At 66.4% G+C, this 15,004-nt stretch carries 15 protein-coding genes; all 15 read right to left on the reverse strand.

Features of this window, described 5'->3' with window-relative positions:
- Positions 1-3 precede the first annotated feature (3 nt).
- A complete protein-coding gene (gene rpsC / locus ACGFZW_RS10760) occupies positions 4-843 on the reverse strand; it encodes a 30S ribosomal protein S3 (protein WP_393892704.1) in 840 nt (279 codons plus the stop codon).
- The gene (gene rplV, locus ACGFZW_RS10765) at positions 843-1,190 is read right to left on the reverse strand and encodes a 50S ribosomal protein L22 (protein ID WP_006604878.1); all 348 of its coding nucleotides are present in this window, start codon (positions 1,188-1,190) and stop codon (positions 843-845) included. The genes rpsC and rplV overlap by 1 nt, the downstream gene beginning before the upstream one ends.
- Before the next feature lie 43 nt (positions 1,191-1,233).
- Positions 1,234-1,515, reverse strand: coding sequence for a 30S ribosomal protein S19 (rpsS, locus tag ACGFZW_RS10770; RefSeq protein ID WP_052859621.1), 282 nt, complete (start codon positions 1,513-1,515; stop codon positions 1,234-1,236).
- A gap of 12 nt (positions 1,516-1,527) precedes the next feature.
- Complete coding sequence (rplB, locus tag ACGFZW_RS10775; protein ID WP_393892705.1) at positions 1,528-2,364, reverse strand: 50S ribosomal protein L2; 837 nt, start codon at positions 2,362-2,364, stop codon at positions 1,528-1,530.
- Positions 2,365-2,403: 39 nt separating this feature from the next.
- On the reverse strand, positions 2,404-2,727 hold the full coding sequence (gene rplW, locus ACGFZW_RS10780) for a 50S ribosomal protein L23 (RefSeq protein ID WP_393892706.1): 324 nt from the start codon (positions 2,725-2,727) through the stop codon (positions 2,404-2,406).
- Entirely contained in the window at positions 2,727-3,386 is a 660-nt protein-coding gene (rplD, locus tag ACGFZW_RS10785; RefSeq protein ID WP_393892707.1) for a 50S ribosomal protein L4, read from the reverse strand. Before rplD ends, rplW begins: the two co-directional genes overlap by 1 nt.
- Positions 3,387-3,393: 7 nt before the next feature.
- On the reverse strand, positions 3,394-4,038 hold the full coding sequence (gene rplC / locus ACGFZW_RS10790) for a 50S ribosomal protein L3 (protein WP_393892708.1): 645 nt from the start codon (positions 4,036-4,038) through the stop codon (positions 3,394-3,396).
- 14 nt (positions 4,039-4,052) lie between these two features.
- The gene (gene rpsJ, locus ACGFZW_RS10795) at positions 4,053-4,361 is read right to left on the reverse strand and encodes a 30S ribosomal protein S10 (RefSeq protein ID WP_014054162.1); all 309 of its coding nucleotides are present in this window, start codon (positions 4,359-4,361) and stop codon (positions 4,053-4,055) included.
- A gap of 528 nt (positions 4,362-4,889) precedes the next feature.
- Positions 4,890-5,312, reverse strand: coding sequence for an aspartate 1-decarboxylase (panD, locus tag ACGFZW_RS10800; protein ID WP_393892709.1), 423 nt, complete (start codon positions 5,310-5,312; stop codon positions 4,890-4,892).
- A gap of 199 nt (positions 5,313-5,511) precedes the next feature.
- A complete protein-coding gene (gene tuf / locus ACGFZW_RS10805) occupies positions 5,512-6,705 on the reverse strand; it encodes an elongation factor Tu (protein ID WP_393892710.1) in 1,194 nt (397 codons plus the stop codon).
- 155 nt (positions 6,706-6,860) lie between these two features.
- On the reverse strand, positions 6,861-8,984 hold the full coding sequence (gene fusA, locus ACGFZW_RS10810) for an elongation factor G (RefSeq protein WP_393892711.1): 2,124 nt from the start codon (positions 8,982-8,984) through the stop codon (positions 6,861-6,863).
- Between the two features lie 39 nt (positions 8,985-9,023).
- On the reverse strand, positions 9,024-9,494 hold the full coding sequence (gene rpsG, locus ACGFZW_RS10815) for a 30S ribosomal protein S7 (protein ID WP_085925683.1): 471 nt from the start codon (positions 9,492-9,494) through the stop codon (positions 9,024-9,026).
- 2 nt (positions 9,495-9,496) lie between these two features.
- Positions 9,497-9,868, reverse strand: a complete 372-nt coding sequence (rpsL, locus tag ACGFZW_RS10820; protein WP_003948652.1) for a 30S ribosomal protein S12 — start codon at positions 9,866-9,868, stop codon at positions 9,497-9,499.
- 393 nt (positions 9,869-10,261) lie between these two features.
- Positions 10,262-10,741: a DUF1707 and DUF4190 domain-containing protein gene (locus tag ACGFZW_RS10825; protein ID WP_393892712.1), complete on the reverse strand. Its 480-nt coding sequence runs from the start codon at positions 10,739-10,741 to the stop codon at positions 10,262-10,264.
- A gap of 337 nt (positions 10,742-11,078) precedes the next feature.
- Complete coding sequence (locus tag ACGFZW_RS10830; protein WP_393892845.1) at positions 11,079-14,978, reverse strand: DNA-directed RNA polymerase subunit beta'; 3,900 nt, start codon at positions 14,976-14,978, stop codon at positions 11,079-11,081.
- Positions 14,979-15,004 lie beyond the last annotated feature (26 nt).

Consider the following 15,004-nt stretch of genomic DNA (forward strand, 5'->3'; position numbering starts at 1 on the left):
CGGTCAGGCCTCCGTTCCGGGGGTCTCCGCCGGAGCAGCGGCTGCGGCCTCGGCCTTGGGGGCCTCGGCTGCGGCGTTCTGCTGCTGCGGCTTGCGGCCACCGCGGCCGCCACGCTCGCCGCCACCGCCACGACGGGGACGGTCGCTGCCGCCACCGCCACCGCGGGCCGGGCGGTTACCCGCACGGGCGGCAGCGTTCTCGGCGCGAACCTCGGCGATGTTCTTGACGTCGCCCTTGTAGATCCAGACCTTCACACCGATACGGCCGAAGGTCGTCTTGGCCTCGAAGAAGCCGTAGTCGACGTTCGCACGGAGCGTGTGCAGGGGCACGCGGCCCTCGCGGTAGAACTCCGAGCGGGACATCTCGGCGCCGCCGAGACGGCCACCGCACTGGATCTTGATGCCCTTGGCGCCGGCCTTCATCGTCGACTGCATGCTCTTACGCATGGCGCGACGGAAGGAGACGCGGGAGGAGAGCTGCTCGGCGACGGCCTGGGCCACGAGCTGAGCATCGGTCTCGGGGTTCTTGACCTCGAGGATGTTCAGCTGGACCTGCTTGCCGGTCAGCTTCTCCAGTTCGCCGCGGATGCGGTCGGCCTCGGCGCCACGGCGGCCGATGACGATGCCCGGACGAGCGGTGTGGATGTCAACGCGGACGCGCTCACGGGTGCGCTCGATCTCCACCTTGGAGATACCGGCGCGCTCCATGCCCTTCGTCATCATGCGACGAATGGCGACGTCTTCCTTGACGTAGTCCTTGTACAGCTTGTCGGCGTACCAGCGCGACTTGAAGTCGGTGGTGATGCCGAGCCGGAACCCGTGCGGGTTAACCTTCTGGCCCATTACCGGGTTCCTTCCTTGCTGCTGACGACCACGGTGATGTGGCTGGTCCGCTTGCGGATCCGGTAGGCACGGCCCTGGGCACGCGGACGGAACCGCTTCAGGGTCGGGCCCTCGTCGACGTACGCCTCGGAAATGACGAGGCTGCCGGCGTCGGTGTGGTCGTAGTTGTGCGCAGCGTTGGCAATGGCGCTGTCCAGCACCTTGCCAACGGGCACGCTCGCGGCCTGCGGGGCGAAACGCAGGACCGCCTGAGCCTCCGTGGCATCCATGCCACGGATAAGGTCCACCACGCGGCGGGCCTTCATGGGCGTGACGCGGATGTACCGCGCCTGGGCCCTGGCTTCCATGGTTGTCCCTTCGGTGTCAGTCATAGTCTTCGCACTCCGCCGATCAACGACGCCGCGACTTGCGGTCGTCCTTCTCGTGGCCGCGGAAGGTGCGGGTCGGCGCAAACTCGCCGAGCTTGTGGCCGACCATCGACTCGGTGACGAACACCGGGACGTGCTTGCGGCCGTCGTGCACCGCGATCGTGTGGCCGAGCATGGCCGGGACGATCATGGAGCGGCGGGACCAGGTCTTGATGACGTTCTTGGTGCCGGCTTCGTTCTGGACATCCACCTTCTTGGTGAGGTGTCCGTCGACGAAGGGCCCCTTCTTGAGACTGCGCGGCATCTAAACCCGCTCCTAGCGCTTCTTGTTCGTCTTGCGGCGGCGGACGATGTACTTGTTGCTGGCCTTCTTCGGCGAGCGAGTACGACCCTCCTTCTTGCCCCAGGGCGAGACCGGGTGGCGACCACCGGAGGTCTTGCCCTCACCACCACCGTGCGGGTGGTCGACCGGGTTCATCACGACACCACGCACGGTCGGGCGGACGCCCTTCCAGCGCATACGGCCGGCCTTGCCCCAGTTGATGTTCGACTGCTCGGCGTTGCCGACCTCGCCAACAGTGGCGCGGCAGCGGACGTCGACCAGACGGATCTCGCCGGAGGGCATACGAAGGTGGGCCATGGTGCCCTCCTTCGCCAGCAGCTGCACGGAGGCACCCGCGGAGCGGGCGAACTTCGCGCCGCCACCGGGCCGCAGCTCGATGGCGTGGATGGTCGTACCCACGGGGATGTTGCGCAGCGACAGGTTGTTACCCGGCTTGATGTCGGCACCAGGGCCGTTTTCAATCCGGGCACCCTGGGCCAGGCCACGGGGCGCGATGATGTAGCGCTTCTCGCCGTCTGCGTAGTGCAGCAGCGCGATGCGCGCGGTGCGGTTCGGGTCGTACTCGATGTGCGCGACCTTGGCCGGCACGCCGTCCTTGTCGTGACGACGGAAGTCGATCACGCGGTAGGCGCGCTTGTGGCCACCGCCCTGGTGGCGAACGGTCACACGACCGGCGTTGTTACGGCCGCCCTTGCTGTGCAGAGGGCGGACCAGCGACTTCTCCGGCGTGGACCGCGTGATCTCGACAAAGTCGGCGACGCTGGAGCCACGACGGCCCGGGGTCGTCGGCTTGTACTTGCGGATACCCATTTCTCAGTCCTCGTCCGATTCCGGACGACTCGACCTCCGTCAGGAGGTCGGGCCGCCGAAGATGTCGATACGGTCGCCCTCGGCGAGGGTCACGATGGCGCGCTTGGTGTCCGCGCGCTTGCCGAAACCGGTCTTGGTGCGCTTGCGCTTACCCTGACGGTTGATCGTGTTGACCCCGGTGACCTTGACCGAGAAGACCGCCTCGACGGCCTGCTTGATCTGGGTCTTGTTCGAGCCCGGTGCGACGATGAACGTGTACTTGTTCTCGTCCAGCAGGGCGTAGCTCTTCTCCGAGACAACCGGCTTGACGAGAATGTCGCGCGGGTCCGAGAAGGTCTTGCTGGTGACGACGGCCTCACTCATCAGGCGTCGCTCCCTTCGGTCTCATCGTTCTGTCCAGCAGGCGCGCCGGACACGAAGGACTCGAAGGCGGCCTTGGTGAAGACCACGTCGTCGGAGACGAGCACGTCGTACGTGTTCAGCTGGCCCGGCTCCAGGATGTGAACCTGGGGCAGGTTGCGGGCGGACAGCCACGCGGCCTCGTCGCTGCGCTCGACGACCAGGAGCACGTTCTTGCGCTCGCTGACCTTGCCGAGGAGGTCCTTGGCGGACTTGGTGGAGATCGCGCCCTCGACCACGCCGGAAACGACGTGGATGCGGCTGTTGCGGGCCCGGTCGGTGAGGGCACCGCGCAGGGCGGCAACCTTCATCTTCTTGGGCGTCCGCTGCGAGTAGTCACGCGGCACGGGGCCGTGGACGACGCCACCGCCGGCGAACTGCGGCGCACGGGTCGAGCCCTGGCGCGCACGGCCGGTGCCCTTCTGGCGGTACGGCTTGCGCCCACCGCCGCGGACCTCGGCGCGAGTCTTGGTCTTGTGCGTGCCCTGACGGGCAGCGGCCAGCTGGGCGACAACGACCTGGTGGATCAGCGGAATGCTGACCTTGGCGTCGAAGATCTCCGTGGGGAGCTCGACGGTCCCGGCCTTGTCGCCTACCGGCGAAAGGATGTCAATGGTGCTCATCGTTACCTCAGGCCCCCTTGGCCGCGGTACGGACCAGGACGAGGCCGCCGTTCGGACCAGGAACTGCGCCCTTGATGAGCAGCAGACCCTTCTCCGCGTCAACGGCATGGACGGTCAGGTTCTGGGTGGTGACCCGCTCATTGCCCATACGGCCGGCCATCCGCATGCCCTTGAACACGCGGCCCGGGGTGGCACAGCCACCGATGGAGCCAGGCTTACGGTGCACGCGGTGGGCACCGTGGGAGGCCTTACCGCCGGCGAAGCCGTGACGCTTCATGACACCGGCGAAGCCCTTGCCCTTGCTCTTGCCGGTCACGTCCACCTTGACGCCGGACTCGAAGGTCTCGGCGTTCACTTCCTGGCCGAGGGTGTACTCACCGGCATCGGTGGTACGGACCTCGACGAGGTGGCGGCGGGGAGTGACGTCGGCCTTGGCGAAGTGGCCCTTGAGGGGCTTGTTCACCTTGCGCGGGTCGATCTCGCCGAAGGCGATCTGGACGGAGTCGTAGCCGTCCTGGTCATTGGTGCGCACCTGGGTAACGACGCAGGGGCCGGCCTTCACCACGGTCACCGGGACGACACGGTTGTTCTCGTCCCAGACCTGGGTCATGCCGAGCTTCTCGCCCAGGATGCCCTTGATCTGCTTAGCCATCTGTTCCGCGCCTCTCAGAGCTTGATCTCGATGTCAACGCCGGCCGGAAGGTCCAGGCGCATCAGCGAGTCAACGGTCTTGGGCGTCGGGTCGAGGATGTCGATCAAGCGCTTGTGCGTGCGCATCTCGAAGTGCTCGCGCGCGTCCTTGTACTTGTGCGGCGACTTGATGACGCAGTACACGTTCTTTTCAGTGGGCAGCGGCACCGGGCCTGCGACCGACGCACCAGTGCGGGTCACCGTCTCGACGATCTTCTTCGCCGAGGAGTCGATGACCTCGTGGTCGTAGGCCTTGAGCCGGATGCGGATCTTCTGTCCCGCCATGGCTACTCAGTAGTCCTGTCTCTCGTAACGCTCTGGGACCCGGTACGTTTCCGTTCCACCTCCGACCCACGCGGTCGGGCGTGTCGCATCCCTTCCCGCGTTTCTCCACAAGGGAGATCCTTCGAGAAGGAGAAGAGGGGGTGAAACACCCACCGGGCGCCTGGCTGGTACCCCGCTGACACTTCCCGGAAGATTCCCGTATTTCCGCCCCTGATAAGGGACGACGAATACCTGGGACTCGCTTCCGGTCCTCCCGGCGGGAGGCGCGCAGCATCGGCACTCAACCGAGCAACCTGGCTAGTGTGCCATACGGGCTACCACACCCGCCAATCGGGCCGAACACAGTACCCGAGTCCGACAGCGGTCAACCCCCGCGCGCACGCCGAGCCAGGAAAGATCACCGGATCCGCGCGGTGAAATGCCGGCCCCTGGACGGAGTCGGGGGCTTCGACCAGATCGACACGGCCGCTGCTTTCGCTACTACCACGGCAGCCGCTCTCGAACCAACCCGGCGCCGCGTCTCCCCCGCTACGCGCGCGCCACCGCCCCCGGCCCCCGTACCGCCCCGCTCCCCGGCGCGGGCTCCGAGGGGTCGGCTCCGAGCCCCACGATGCGGTTCGCTGCGTCGACGTGCACGACGCGCGGCTGCAATGTCCGCGCCTCCGCGTCGTCCACCTGCGCGTAGCTGATGAGGATGACGAGGTCGCCGGGGTGGACCAGATGGGCCGCGGCACCGTTGATGCCCAGGACTCCCGAGCCGCGCTCGCCCTCGATGATGTAGGTCTCCAGGCGCGCGCCATTGGTGATGTCGACGATGTGGACCAGCTCGCCGGGCAGCAGATCGGCGGCGTCCAGCAGGTCGGCGTCGACGGTGACCGAGCCGACGTAGTGCAGGTCGGCCTGGGTCACGGTGGCACGGTGGATCTTGGACTTGAACATGGTGCGCAGCACGGCGTCACTCCTGGGGAAAAAGGGTCGCGCCTCCGCGAGGGAGTACGCGCCGACCCGCCCATGATCGGCGACCCCGGCCCCGCTGACAAGGCCCGGCCGCGGACATCGGAAAGCGCCCGCACGACAGAAGTCGTACGGGCGCTTTCCTGAGCCGAGGCTCATACGCTCCGGGGAGCTACCGGGTTACCCCGATCAACAATTACTTGTTGATCTTGGTGACCTGGCCGGCGCCGACGGTCCGGCCACCCTCACGGATGGCGAACTTCAGGCCCTCTTCCATGGCGACGGGCTGGATGAGCTCGACGCTCATCTCGGTGTTGTCGCCCGGCATGACCATCTCGGTGCCCTCGGGGAGGGTCACGACGCCGGTCACGTCCGTGGTACGGAAGTAGAACTGCGGGCGGTAGTTGTTGAAGAAGGGGGTGTGACGGCCACCCTCGTCCTTCGACAGGATGTACGCCTGGGCCTCGAAGGAGGTGTGGGGCGTAACCGAACCCGGCTTGATGATGACCTGGCCGCGCTCGACGTCCTCGCGCTTGATACCGCGAAGCAGCAGACCGACGTTCTCACCGGCCTGGCCCTCGTCGAGGAGCTTCCGGAACATCTCGATGCCGGTGACCGTGGTGGTGGTCTTCTCGGTCTTGATGCCGATGATGTCGACGGTCTCGTTGACCTTGAGGACACCACGCTCGATACGACCGGTGACAACGGTGCCACGGCCGGTGATCGTGAAGACGTCCTCGATCGGCATCAGGAACGGCTTGTCGACGTCGCGCTCGGGCTGCGGGATCGACTCGTCGACCGCGTTCATGAGGTCGAGCACCGACTGGCCCCACGTGGCGTCGCCCTCGAGCGCCTTGAGCGCCGAGACCTTGACGACCGGAACGTCGTCGCCGGGGAACTCGTACTCGGAGAGGAGCTCACGGACCTCGAGCTCGACGAGCTCCAGGATCTCCTCGTCGTCCACCATGTCGGCCTTGTTCAGGGCGACGACGATGTACGGAACGCCGACCTGGCGGGCCAGGAGCACGTGCTCCTTGGTCTGCGGCATCGGGCCGTCGGTGGCGGCAACCACGAGGATGGCGCCGTCCATCTGCGCCGCACCCGTGATCATGTTCTTGATGTAGTCCGCGTGACCGGGGCAGTCAACGTGGGCGTAGTGACGGTTCTCCGTCTGGTACTCGACGTGCGCGATCGAAATCGTGATACCGCGCTGGCGCTCCTCAGGAGCCTTGTCGATCTGGTCGAAGGCCGAGGCCTCGTTCAGGTCCGGGTACGCGTCGTGCAGCACCTTGGTAATGGCGGCCGTGAGGGTCGTCTTACCGTGGTCAATGTGACCGATGGTGCCGATGTTGACGTGCGGCTTAGTCCGCTCGAACTTCGCCTTCGCCACTGGTTCCTCCTGGAGTGGTTCTGTACGCCTTACTCATCGGCGCCAGGTGATCTTTGCTGGGATGCCGGCTGCCGGGGTATTCCTCACGGATTGCGGGGGCTACCCCGGCAGACGGTGTCAAGCCTAAAGCGTGTTCCGACTATCGGGAGACGGAGCTATTCGCCCTTGGCCTTCGCGATGATCTCCTCGGCGACGTTCCGGGGAACCTCGGCGTAGGAGTCGAACTGCATCGAGTAGCTTGCGCGACCCGACGTCTTGCTGCGGAGGTCGCCGACGTAGCCGAACATCTCCGAGAGGGGAACCAGGCCCGTGACGAGCTTGGCGCCGCTGCGCTCCTCCATGGACTGAATCTGTCCACGGCGGGAGTTGATGTCGCCGATCACGTCGCCCATGTAGTCCTCGGGCGTGGTGACCTCGACCTTCATCATCGGCTCGAGCAGGGCCGGGGAGGCCTTGCGCGCGGCCTCCTTGAAGGCCATCGAACCGGCGATCTTGAACGCCATCTCGGAGGAGTCGACCTCGTGGTACGCACCGTCGAGGAGCGTGACCTTGACGCCGGTCAGCGGGTAGCCGGCGAGAACACCGAACTCCATGGCCTCCTGGCAGCCCGCGTCCACGGACGGGATGTACTCCCGCGGGATACGGCCACCGGTGACCTTGTTCTCGAACTCGTACCCGTCGCCCTCGAGCGGCGCGATCGCGATCTGCACCTTGGCGAACTGGCCGGAACCACCAGTCTGCTTCTTGTGCGTGTAGTCGAGACGCTCGACGGGCTTGCGCAGGGTCTCGCGGTACGCGACCTGCGGCTTGCCGACGTTGGCCTCGACCCGGAACTCACGGCGCATACGGTCGACCAGCACGTCGAGGTGCAGCTCGCCCATACCCGCGATGATGGTCTGGCCGGTCTCGTCGTCGGTGTGGACCTGGAACGACGGGTCCTCTTCGGCGAGACGCTGGATGGCGACACCCAGCTTCTCCTGGTCGCCCTTGGACTTGGGCTCAATGGCGACCTGGATGACCGGGGCCGGGAACTCCATCGACTCAAGGATCACCGGGTTGCCCGAGTCGGACAGGGTCTCACCGGTGGTGGTCTGCTTCAGACCCATGACGGCGACGATGTCACCGGCACCCACCGACTCGATCTCCTCACGCTTGTTCGCGTGCATCCGGTAGATCTTGCCGATGCGCTCCTTCTTGCCCTTCACGGAGTTCAGCACCTGGGTGCCTGCCTCCATGCGGCCGGAGTACACACGGATGAACGTGAGCTTGCCGAGGTGCGGGTCGCTCGCGATCTTGAAGGCCAGGCCGGAGAAGGGGGCGTCGTCGGAGGGCTCGCGCTTGAGCACCTCGTCGGAGTCCTTCACGGAGTGGCCCTCGACGGCGCCGATGTCCAGCGGCGACGGGAGGTAGCGCACGACCGCGTCGAGCAGGGGCTGAACGCCCTTGTTCTTGAAGGCCGTACCGCAGAACACCGGGGTGACGGTGACGGAACCCTCGGCGCCGGTGGAGGCGATGGTGATGCGACGGATCGCCGCGTACAGCTGCTCCTCGGAGGGCTCCTTGCCCTCCAGGTACAGCTCCATCATCTCCTCGTCGTTCTCGGCGACGGCCTCGAGCAGCTTGCCGCGCCACTCGTCGGCCGCCTCGGCGTGCGAGGCCGGGATGTCGACGGTGTCGTACATCTCGCCCTTGGCAGCCTCGGCCGACCAGACCAGGGCCTTCATGCGGACGAGGTCGACGACACCCTTGAAGTCCATCTCGGTGCCGATCGGGATCTGCATGACCAGCGGCACCGCACCGAGGCGGTCCACGATCATGTCCACGCAGCGGTGGAACTCGGCACCCGTACGGTCGAGCTTGTTGACGAAGCAGATGCGCGGCACGCCGTAGCGGTCCGCCTGACGCCAAACGGTCTCGGACTGGGGCTCGACACCGGCAACACCGTCGAACACCGTCACCGCACCGTCCAGGACGCGCAGCGAGCGCTCCACCTCGACCGTGAAGTCGACGTGGCCCGGGGTGTCGATGATGTTGATGGTGTTGTCGACGTCGTTCAGCGGCCAGTGGCAGGTCGTCGCGGCAGACGTGATCGTGATGCCGCGCTCCTGCTCCTGCTCCATCCAGTCCATCGTGGCAGCGCCGTCGTGGACTTCACCGATCTTGTAAGAGACACCGGTGTAGAACAGGATCCGCTCGGTGGTGGTCGTCTTGCCCGCGTCGATGTGGGCCATGATCCCAATGTTGCGGACCGTGGCCAGGTCAAGCGAAGTGGTGGCCATATCGGCTCAATCTTCTCTCGGTCTCGATGTGGGGTGCGACTACCAGCGGTAGTGCGCGAAGGCCTTGTTGGACTCGGCCATCTTGTGCGTGTCCTCGCGCTTCTTGACCGAAGCACCGAGGCCGTTGGAGGCGTCGAGGAGCTCGTTCATGAGGCGCTCGGTCATGGTCTTCTCGCGACGGGCGCGGGAGTAGCCCACGAGCCAGCGGAGCGAGAGCGTGCCGGCACGGCCGGGCTTGACCTCGACCGGGACCTGGTAGGTCGCGCCACCGACACGGCGGGACTTGACCTCAAGGGTCGGCTTGATGTTCTCGAGCGCGCGCTTGAGCGTGATGACCGGGTCGTTACCGGTCTTCTCGCGCAGACCCTCCATGGCGCCGTAAACGATGCGCTCAGCGGTGGAGCGCTTGCCGTTCAGCAGAACCTTGTTGATGAGGGAGGTCACCAGAGGAGAGCCGTAGACCGGGTCGATGATGACCGGGCGCTTCGGGGCGGGGCCCTTACGAGGCATTCTTACTTCTCCTTCTTGGCGCCGTAGCGGCTGCGAGCCTGCTTGCGGTTCTTGACGCCCTGCGTGTCGAGGGAGCCGCGGATGATCTTGTACCGAACACCCGGCAGGTCCTTCACACGGCCGCCACGCACGAGCACGATCGAGTGCTCCTGGAGGTTGTGGCCCTCACCCGGAATGTAAGCGGTGACCTCGATCCCGCTGGTCAGACGCACACGCGCGACCTTACGCAGGGCCGAGTTCGGCTTCTTCGGGGTGGTCGTGAAAACACGCGTGCAGACGCCACGGCGCTGGGGGGAACCCTCGAGCGCGGGCGTCTTGTTCTTCTCGACCTTGTCCTGCCGGCCCTTTCGGACCAGCTGCTGGATCGTAGGCACCGTTTCTCCGGTTTCTGTGTGCCAGTCTCGGTAAAGCTAACCTGGAACATTCCCGACCCACGCGGTCGGGTGTGTCGAACACTGCAGACCAACCCCCCGCTGGAACGAGGGAGGCGACAGATTGCGGTGTCAAAACCCGGCTGCCGTGCTCAGTGCGCTCCCGGCCGTAGCTGGGGAAGAATGCGCGCACGGCAGCCCAGGGACACCCCAGGCACAAGGTCAGAGCGTACCTACCGCATGGGCTGCGGTCAAAACAAATGCACACGCGAAGGACACGCCGGACTCCTCACGGCGTTGCGGCCACCGTAGTGGGATGAACGGCGGTACGGAAGAAGGCGCCACACTCCCGCAACATCCCCCGGCCACCGGGCGCCCCACGCCCCGCGCCCGCCGTCAGTTGACAGCGGCGAGCAGGATGAACACCAGGAAGAACAGCGCCCAGGCGCCGATCCCCAGCCAGCCGAGCACCAGCCCTGCGATCGCCTGACCGTCCCCGCGCTCCCCGGTCCTGCGGATCTCGGCGCGCGCCTTGTGCCCCAGGATCACGGCCGGGATCGACGTCAGGCCCCAGGTCACCGGCGTCATGATCCCGCAGACCAGCGCGCCCGTGGCAGAGCCGTTCGTCTGCACCGGCATCGGCATCTGCATGGGCATCGGCATGAACGTCGCCGGCAACGGCCGCGGCTGGAACTGCGCCTGCGGCACCGGCCCCTGCGGCAGATCCGCGACCAGCATCTGCAGCTCGGAGTGGGTCTGCGCCTGATAGGCGCGGGTGATCCGCTGCTCGTACTCCGACTGCCCGAGCCGGCCCTCGGCGAAGCCCGCCTTCAGCACATCGACCGCACGTTCACGATCGGCATGCGAGGCACGCATGGCCGGCACCTGATTCGACGGCTGGACGGGCTGCCCACCCTGCCACGGCTGGAATGCCACTTCGCGAACCTCCCCCCGCTCGACAGTTCTCCCCATCTTCTCATCAGAGACGCAGCAATGGGAGGACAAGTTCCCGCGGACGACGGGCGGCGCGGTGAGCCTGCGCCACCGCCGGGCGGTGACGGCCCGTGGGCGGCCCGCGCGGGACACTCGCGCCACACCACCCGTACGGGGAACGCGCGAAGCCCCTTGCCCTCCTCGAACGCCGCAGGGCGGCCACCCCATCGGGGTGACCGCCCTGCGTACAGCGCGTTCCGGGATGTGTCCCGGTCCGGGCTTACTGGTTGTACGGACCGTAGTCGTAGTCCTCCAGCGGGACCGCCTGGCCGGAGCCGGTGCCGAAGGGCGAGTAGTCGATGTCGTCGTAACCGACGGCCGAGTACATCGCAGCCTTGGCTTCCTCGGTGGGCTCGACCCGGATGTTGCGGTAGCGGGACAGGCCCGTACCGGCCGGGATGAGCTTACCGATGATGACGTTCTCCTTGAGGCCGATGAGGCTGTCCGACTTGGCGTTGATCGCCGCGTCGGTCAGAACCCTCGTCGTCTCCTGGAAGGACGCCGCCGACAGCCAGGACTCGGTGGCCAGCGAAGCCTTGGTGATACCCATCAGCTGCGGACGGCCGGAGGCCGGGTGGCCGCCTTCCGCCACGACGCGACGGTTCTCGCCCTCGAACTTCGTGCGCTCCACCAGCTCGCCCGGCAGCAGCTCCGCGTCGCCGGACTCGATGATCGTCACACGGCGCAGCATCTGCCGGATGATGATCTCGATGTGCTTGTCGTGGATCGCCACGCCCTGGCTGTTGTAGACCTTCTGGACCTCGCCGACCAGGTGGACCTGGACGGCACGCTGGCCGAGGATCCGCAGCACGTCGTGCGGGTTGATGGCACCCACGGTCAGCGGCTGGCCGACCTGGACGTGGTCGCCCTCGCCCACCAGCAGACGGGCACGCTTGGAGACGCCGTAGGCGGTCTCGTCGCTGCCGTCGTCCGGGGTGACGACAACCTTCTTGGTCTTCTCGGTCTCCTCGATCCGGACGCGGCCGGCCGCCTCCGAGATCGGGGCGACGCCCTTGGGCGTACGGGCCTCGAAGAGCTCGACGACACGCGGCAGACCCAGGGTGATGTCGTCACCCGCCACACCACCGGTGTGGAAGGTACGCATCGTCAGCTGGGTGCCGGGCTCACCGATGGACTGGGCGGCGATGATGCCGACCGCCTCACCGATGTCGACCAGCTTGCCGGTGGCCAGCGAGCGGCCGTAGCAGAAGGCACAGGTGCCGACCGCGGACTCACAGGTCAGGACCGAGCGGGTCTTGACCTCCTCGACGCCGTGCGCGACCAGCTGGTCGATGAGCACGTCGCCGAGGTCGACGTTGGCCGGGCCGACGACCTTGCCGTCGATGACGACATCCTCGGACAGCATCCGCGCGTACACGCTGGACTCGACGTCGTCCGCCTTGCGCAGGACACCGTCGGCGCCCTTCGTGGCGATCCGCAGCTTGAGGCCACGCTCCGTGCCGCAGTCCTCCTCGCGAATGATGACGTCCTGGGAGACGTCGACCAGACGACGGGTGAGGTAGCCGGAGTCGGCGGTACGCAGGGCGGTGTCCGCCAGACCCTTACGGGCACCGTGCGTGGAGATGAAGTACTCCAGCACGGAGAGACCCTCACGGAACGACGCCTTGATGGGTCGCGGGATGGTCTCGTTCTTGGCGTTGGACACCAGACCACGCATACCCGCGATCTGACGCATCTGCATCATGTTTCCGCGAGCACCGGAGTCCACCATCATGAAGATGGGGTTGGTCTTCGGGAAGTTCTCATTCATCGCCTCGGCAACCTCGTTGGTCGCCTTGGTCCAGATGTTGATGAGCTCCTGCGTGCGCTCGTCCTTGGTGATCAGACCGCGCTCGTACTGCTTCTGGACCTTCTCGTCCTGGTCCTCGTAGCCCTTGACGATGGCCTTCTTGGCCTCGGGGACGACGATGTCCGAAACGGCGACGGTGACGCCGGAACGGGTGGCCCAGTGGAAGCCGGCCGCCTTCAGGTTGTCGAGCGTCGCCGCCACGATGACCTTGGGGTAGCGCTCGGCCAGGTCGTTGACGATCGCGGAGAGCTGCTTCTTGCCCACCGAGTAGTCGACGAACGGGTAGTCCTCGGGCAGCAGCTCGTTGAAGAGCGCGCGGCCCAGGGTCGTACGCAGCCGGAAGCTGTCACCCTGCTGCCACTCGGGCTCGCCCTCTTCCGGAACCGGCGGGGTCCAGCCACGGGGCGGGACGGTGCCGATCGGGAAGCGGATGTCGACCTTCGCCTGGAGCGAGAGCTCCTTGGCGTCGAACGCCATGATCGCCTCGGCGGTCGAGCCGAATGCCCGGCCCTCGCCGATGACCTTGCGCTCCTCTTCATCCGTGGTGAGGAAGAAGAGGCCGAGCACCATGTCCTGGGTGGGCATGGTGACCGGACGGCCGTCGGCCGGCTTGAGAATGTTGTTCGAGGACAGCATCAGGATGCGGGCCTCGGCCTGGGCCTCCGCGGACAGCGGGAGGTGGACGGCCATCTGGTCACCGTCGAAGTCCGCGTTGAACGCGGTGCAGACGAGCGGGTGAATCTGAATGGCCTTGCCCTCGACCAGCTGCGGCTCGAAGGCCTGGATGCCCAGGCGGTGCAGGGTCGGTGCACGGTTCAGCAGCACCGGGTGCTCGGCGATGACCTCTTCGAGCACGTCGTAGACGACCGTGCGGCCGCGCTCGACCATGCGCTTCGCGCTCTTGATGTTCTGCGCGTGGTTCAGGTCGACCAGGCGCTTCATCACGAACGGCTTGAAGAGCTCCAGCGCCATGGCCTTGGGCAGACCACACTGGTGCAGCTTGAGCTGTGGGCCGACGACGATGACGGAACGCGCCGAGTAGTCGACTCGCTTACCGAGCAGGTTCTGACGGAAACGACCCTGCTTGCCCTTGAGCATGTCGCTCAGGGACTTCAGCGGGCGGTTACCGGGACCGGTGACCGGGCGACCACGGCGGCCGTTGTCGAACAGCGCGTCGACGGCCTCCTGCAGCATCCGCTTCTCGTTGTTCACGATGATCTCGGGGGCACCGAGGTCAAGGAGACGCTTGAGGCGGTTGTTGCGGTTGATCACACGGCGGTACAGGTCGTTCAGGTCGGAGGTCGCGAAGCGGCCACCGTCCAGCTGCACCATCGGACGCAGGTCCGGCGGGATCACCGGGATGCAGTCCAGCACCATGCCCTTGGGGCTGTTGCGGGTCTGCAGGAAGGCGGAGACGACCTTGAGGCGCTTGAGCGCACGGGTCTTCTTCTGGCCTTTGCCGGTCCGGATGATCTCGCGGAGGCGCTCGGCCTCCTCCTCCAGGTCGAAGGTCTCCAGGCGCTTCTGCAGAGCAGCCGCACCCATGGAGCCGTCGAAGTACGTGCCGAAGCGGTCACGCAGCTCGCGGTAGAGGAGCTCGTCGCCCTCCAGGTCCTGGACCTTGAGGTTCTTGAAGCGGTTCCAGACCTCGTCGAGGCGGTCGATCTCGCGCTGCGCACGGTCGCGCAGCTGCTTCATCTCACGCTCGGCACCCTCGCGCACCTTGCGGCGCACGTCTGCCTTGGCGCCCTCGGCCTCCAGCTCGGCCAGGTCGGTCTCGAGCTTCTTGGCGCGGGCCTCAAGGTCGGAGTCGCGACGCTGCTCGATCTGCTGACGCTCGACGGAGACGTGCGCCTCCAGCGAGGGCAGGTCGCGCGTACGGCGCTCGTCGTCCACCCACGTGATCATGTAGGCGGCGAAGTAGATGACCTTCTCGAGGTCCTTGGGCGCGAGGTCCAGCAGGTAGCCCAGCCGGCTCGGCACGCCCTTGAAGTACCAGATGTGGGTAACGGGAGCGGCAAGCTCGATGTGGCCCATCCGCTCACGACGCACCTTGGCGCGAGTGACCTCGACGCCGCAGCGCTCGCAGATGATGCCCTTGAAGCGGACGCGCTTGTACTTACCGCAGTAGCACTCCCAGTCCCGGGTCGGACCGAAGATCTTCTCGCAGAAGAGTCCGTCCTTTTCGGGCTTGAGGGTGCGGTAGTTGATGGTCTCCGGCTTCTTGACCTCGCCGTGCGACCACTGACGGATGTCGTCAGCGGTAGCGAGGCCGATCCGCAGCTCGTCGAAGAAGTTGACGTCGAGCACTGTCGTCAATCCCTCTTTCAGGGTCG

It is taken from the genome of Streptomyces sp. NPDC048248 (assembly GCF_043201875.1).
In the GTDB taxonomy this organism is placed as follows: Bacteria; Actinomycetota; Actinomycetes; order Streptomycetales; family Streptomycetaceae; genus Streptomyces.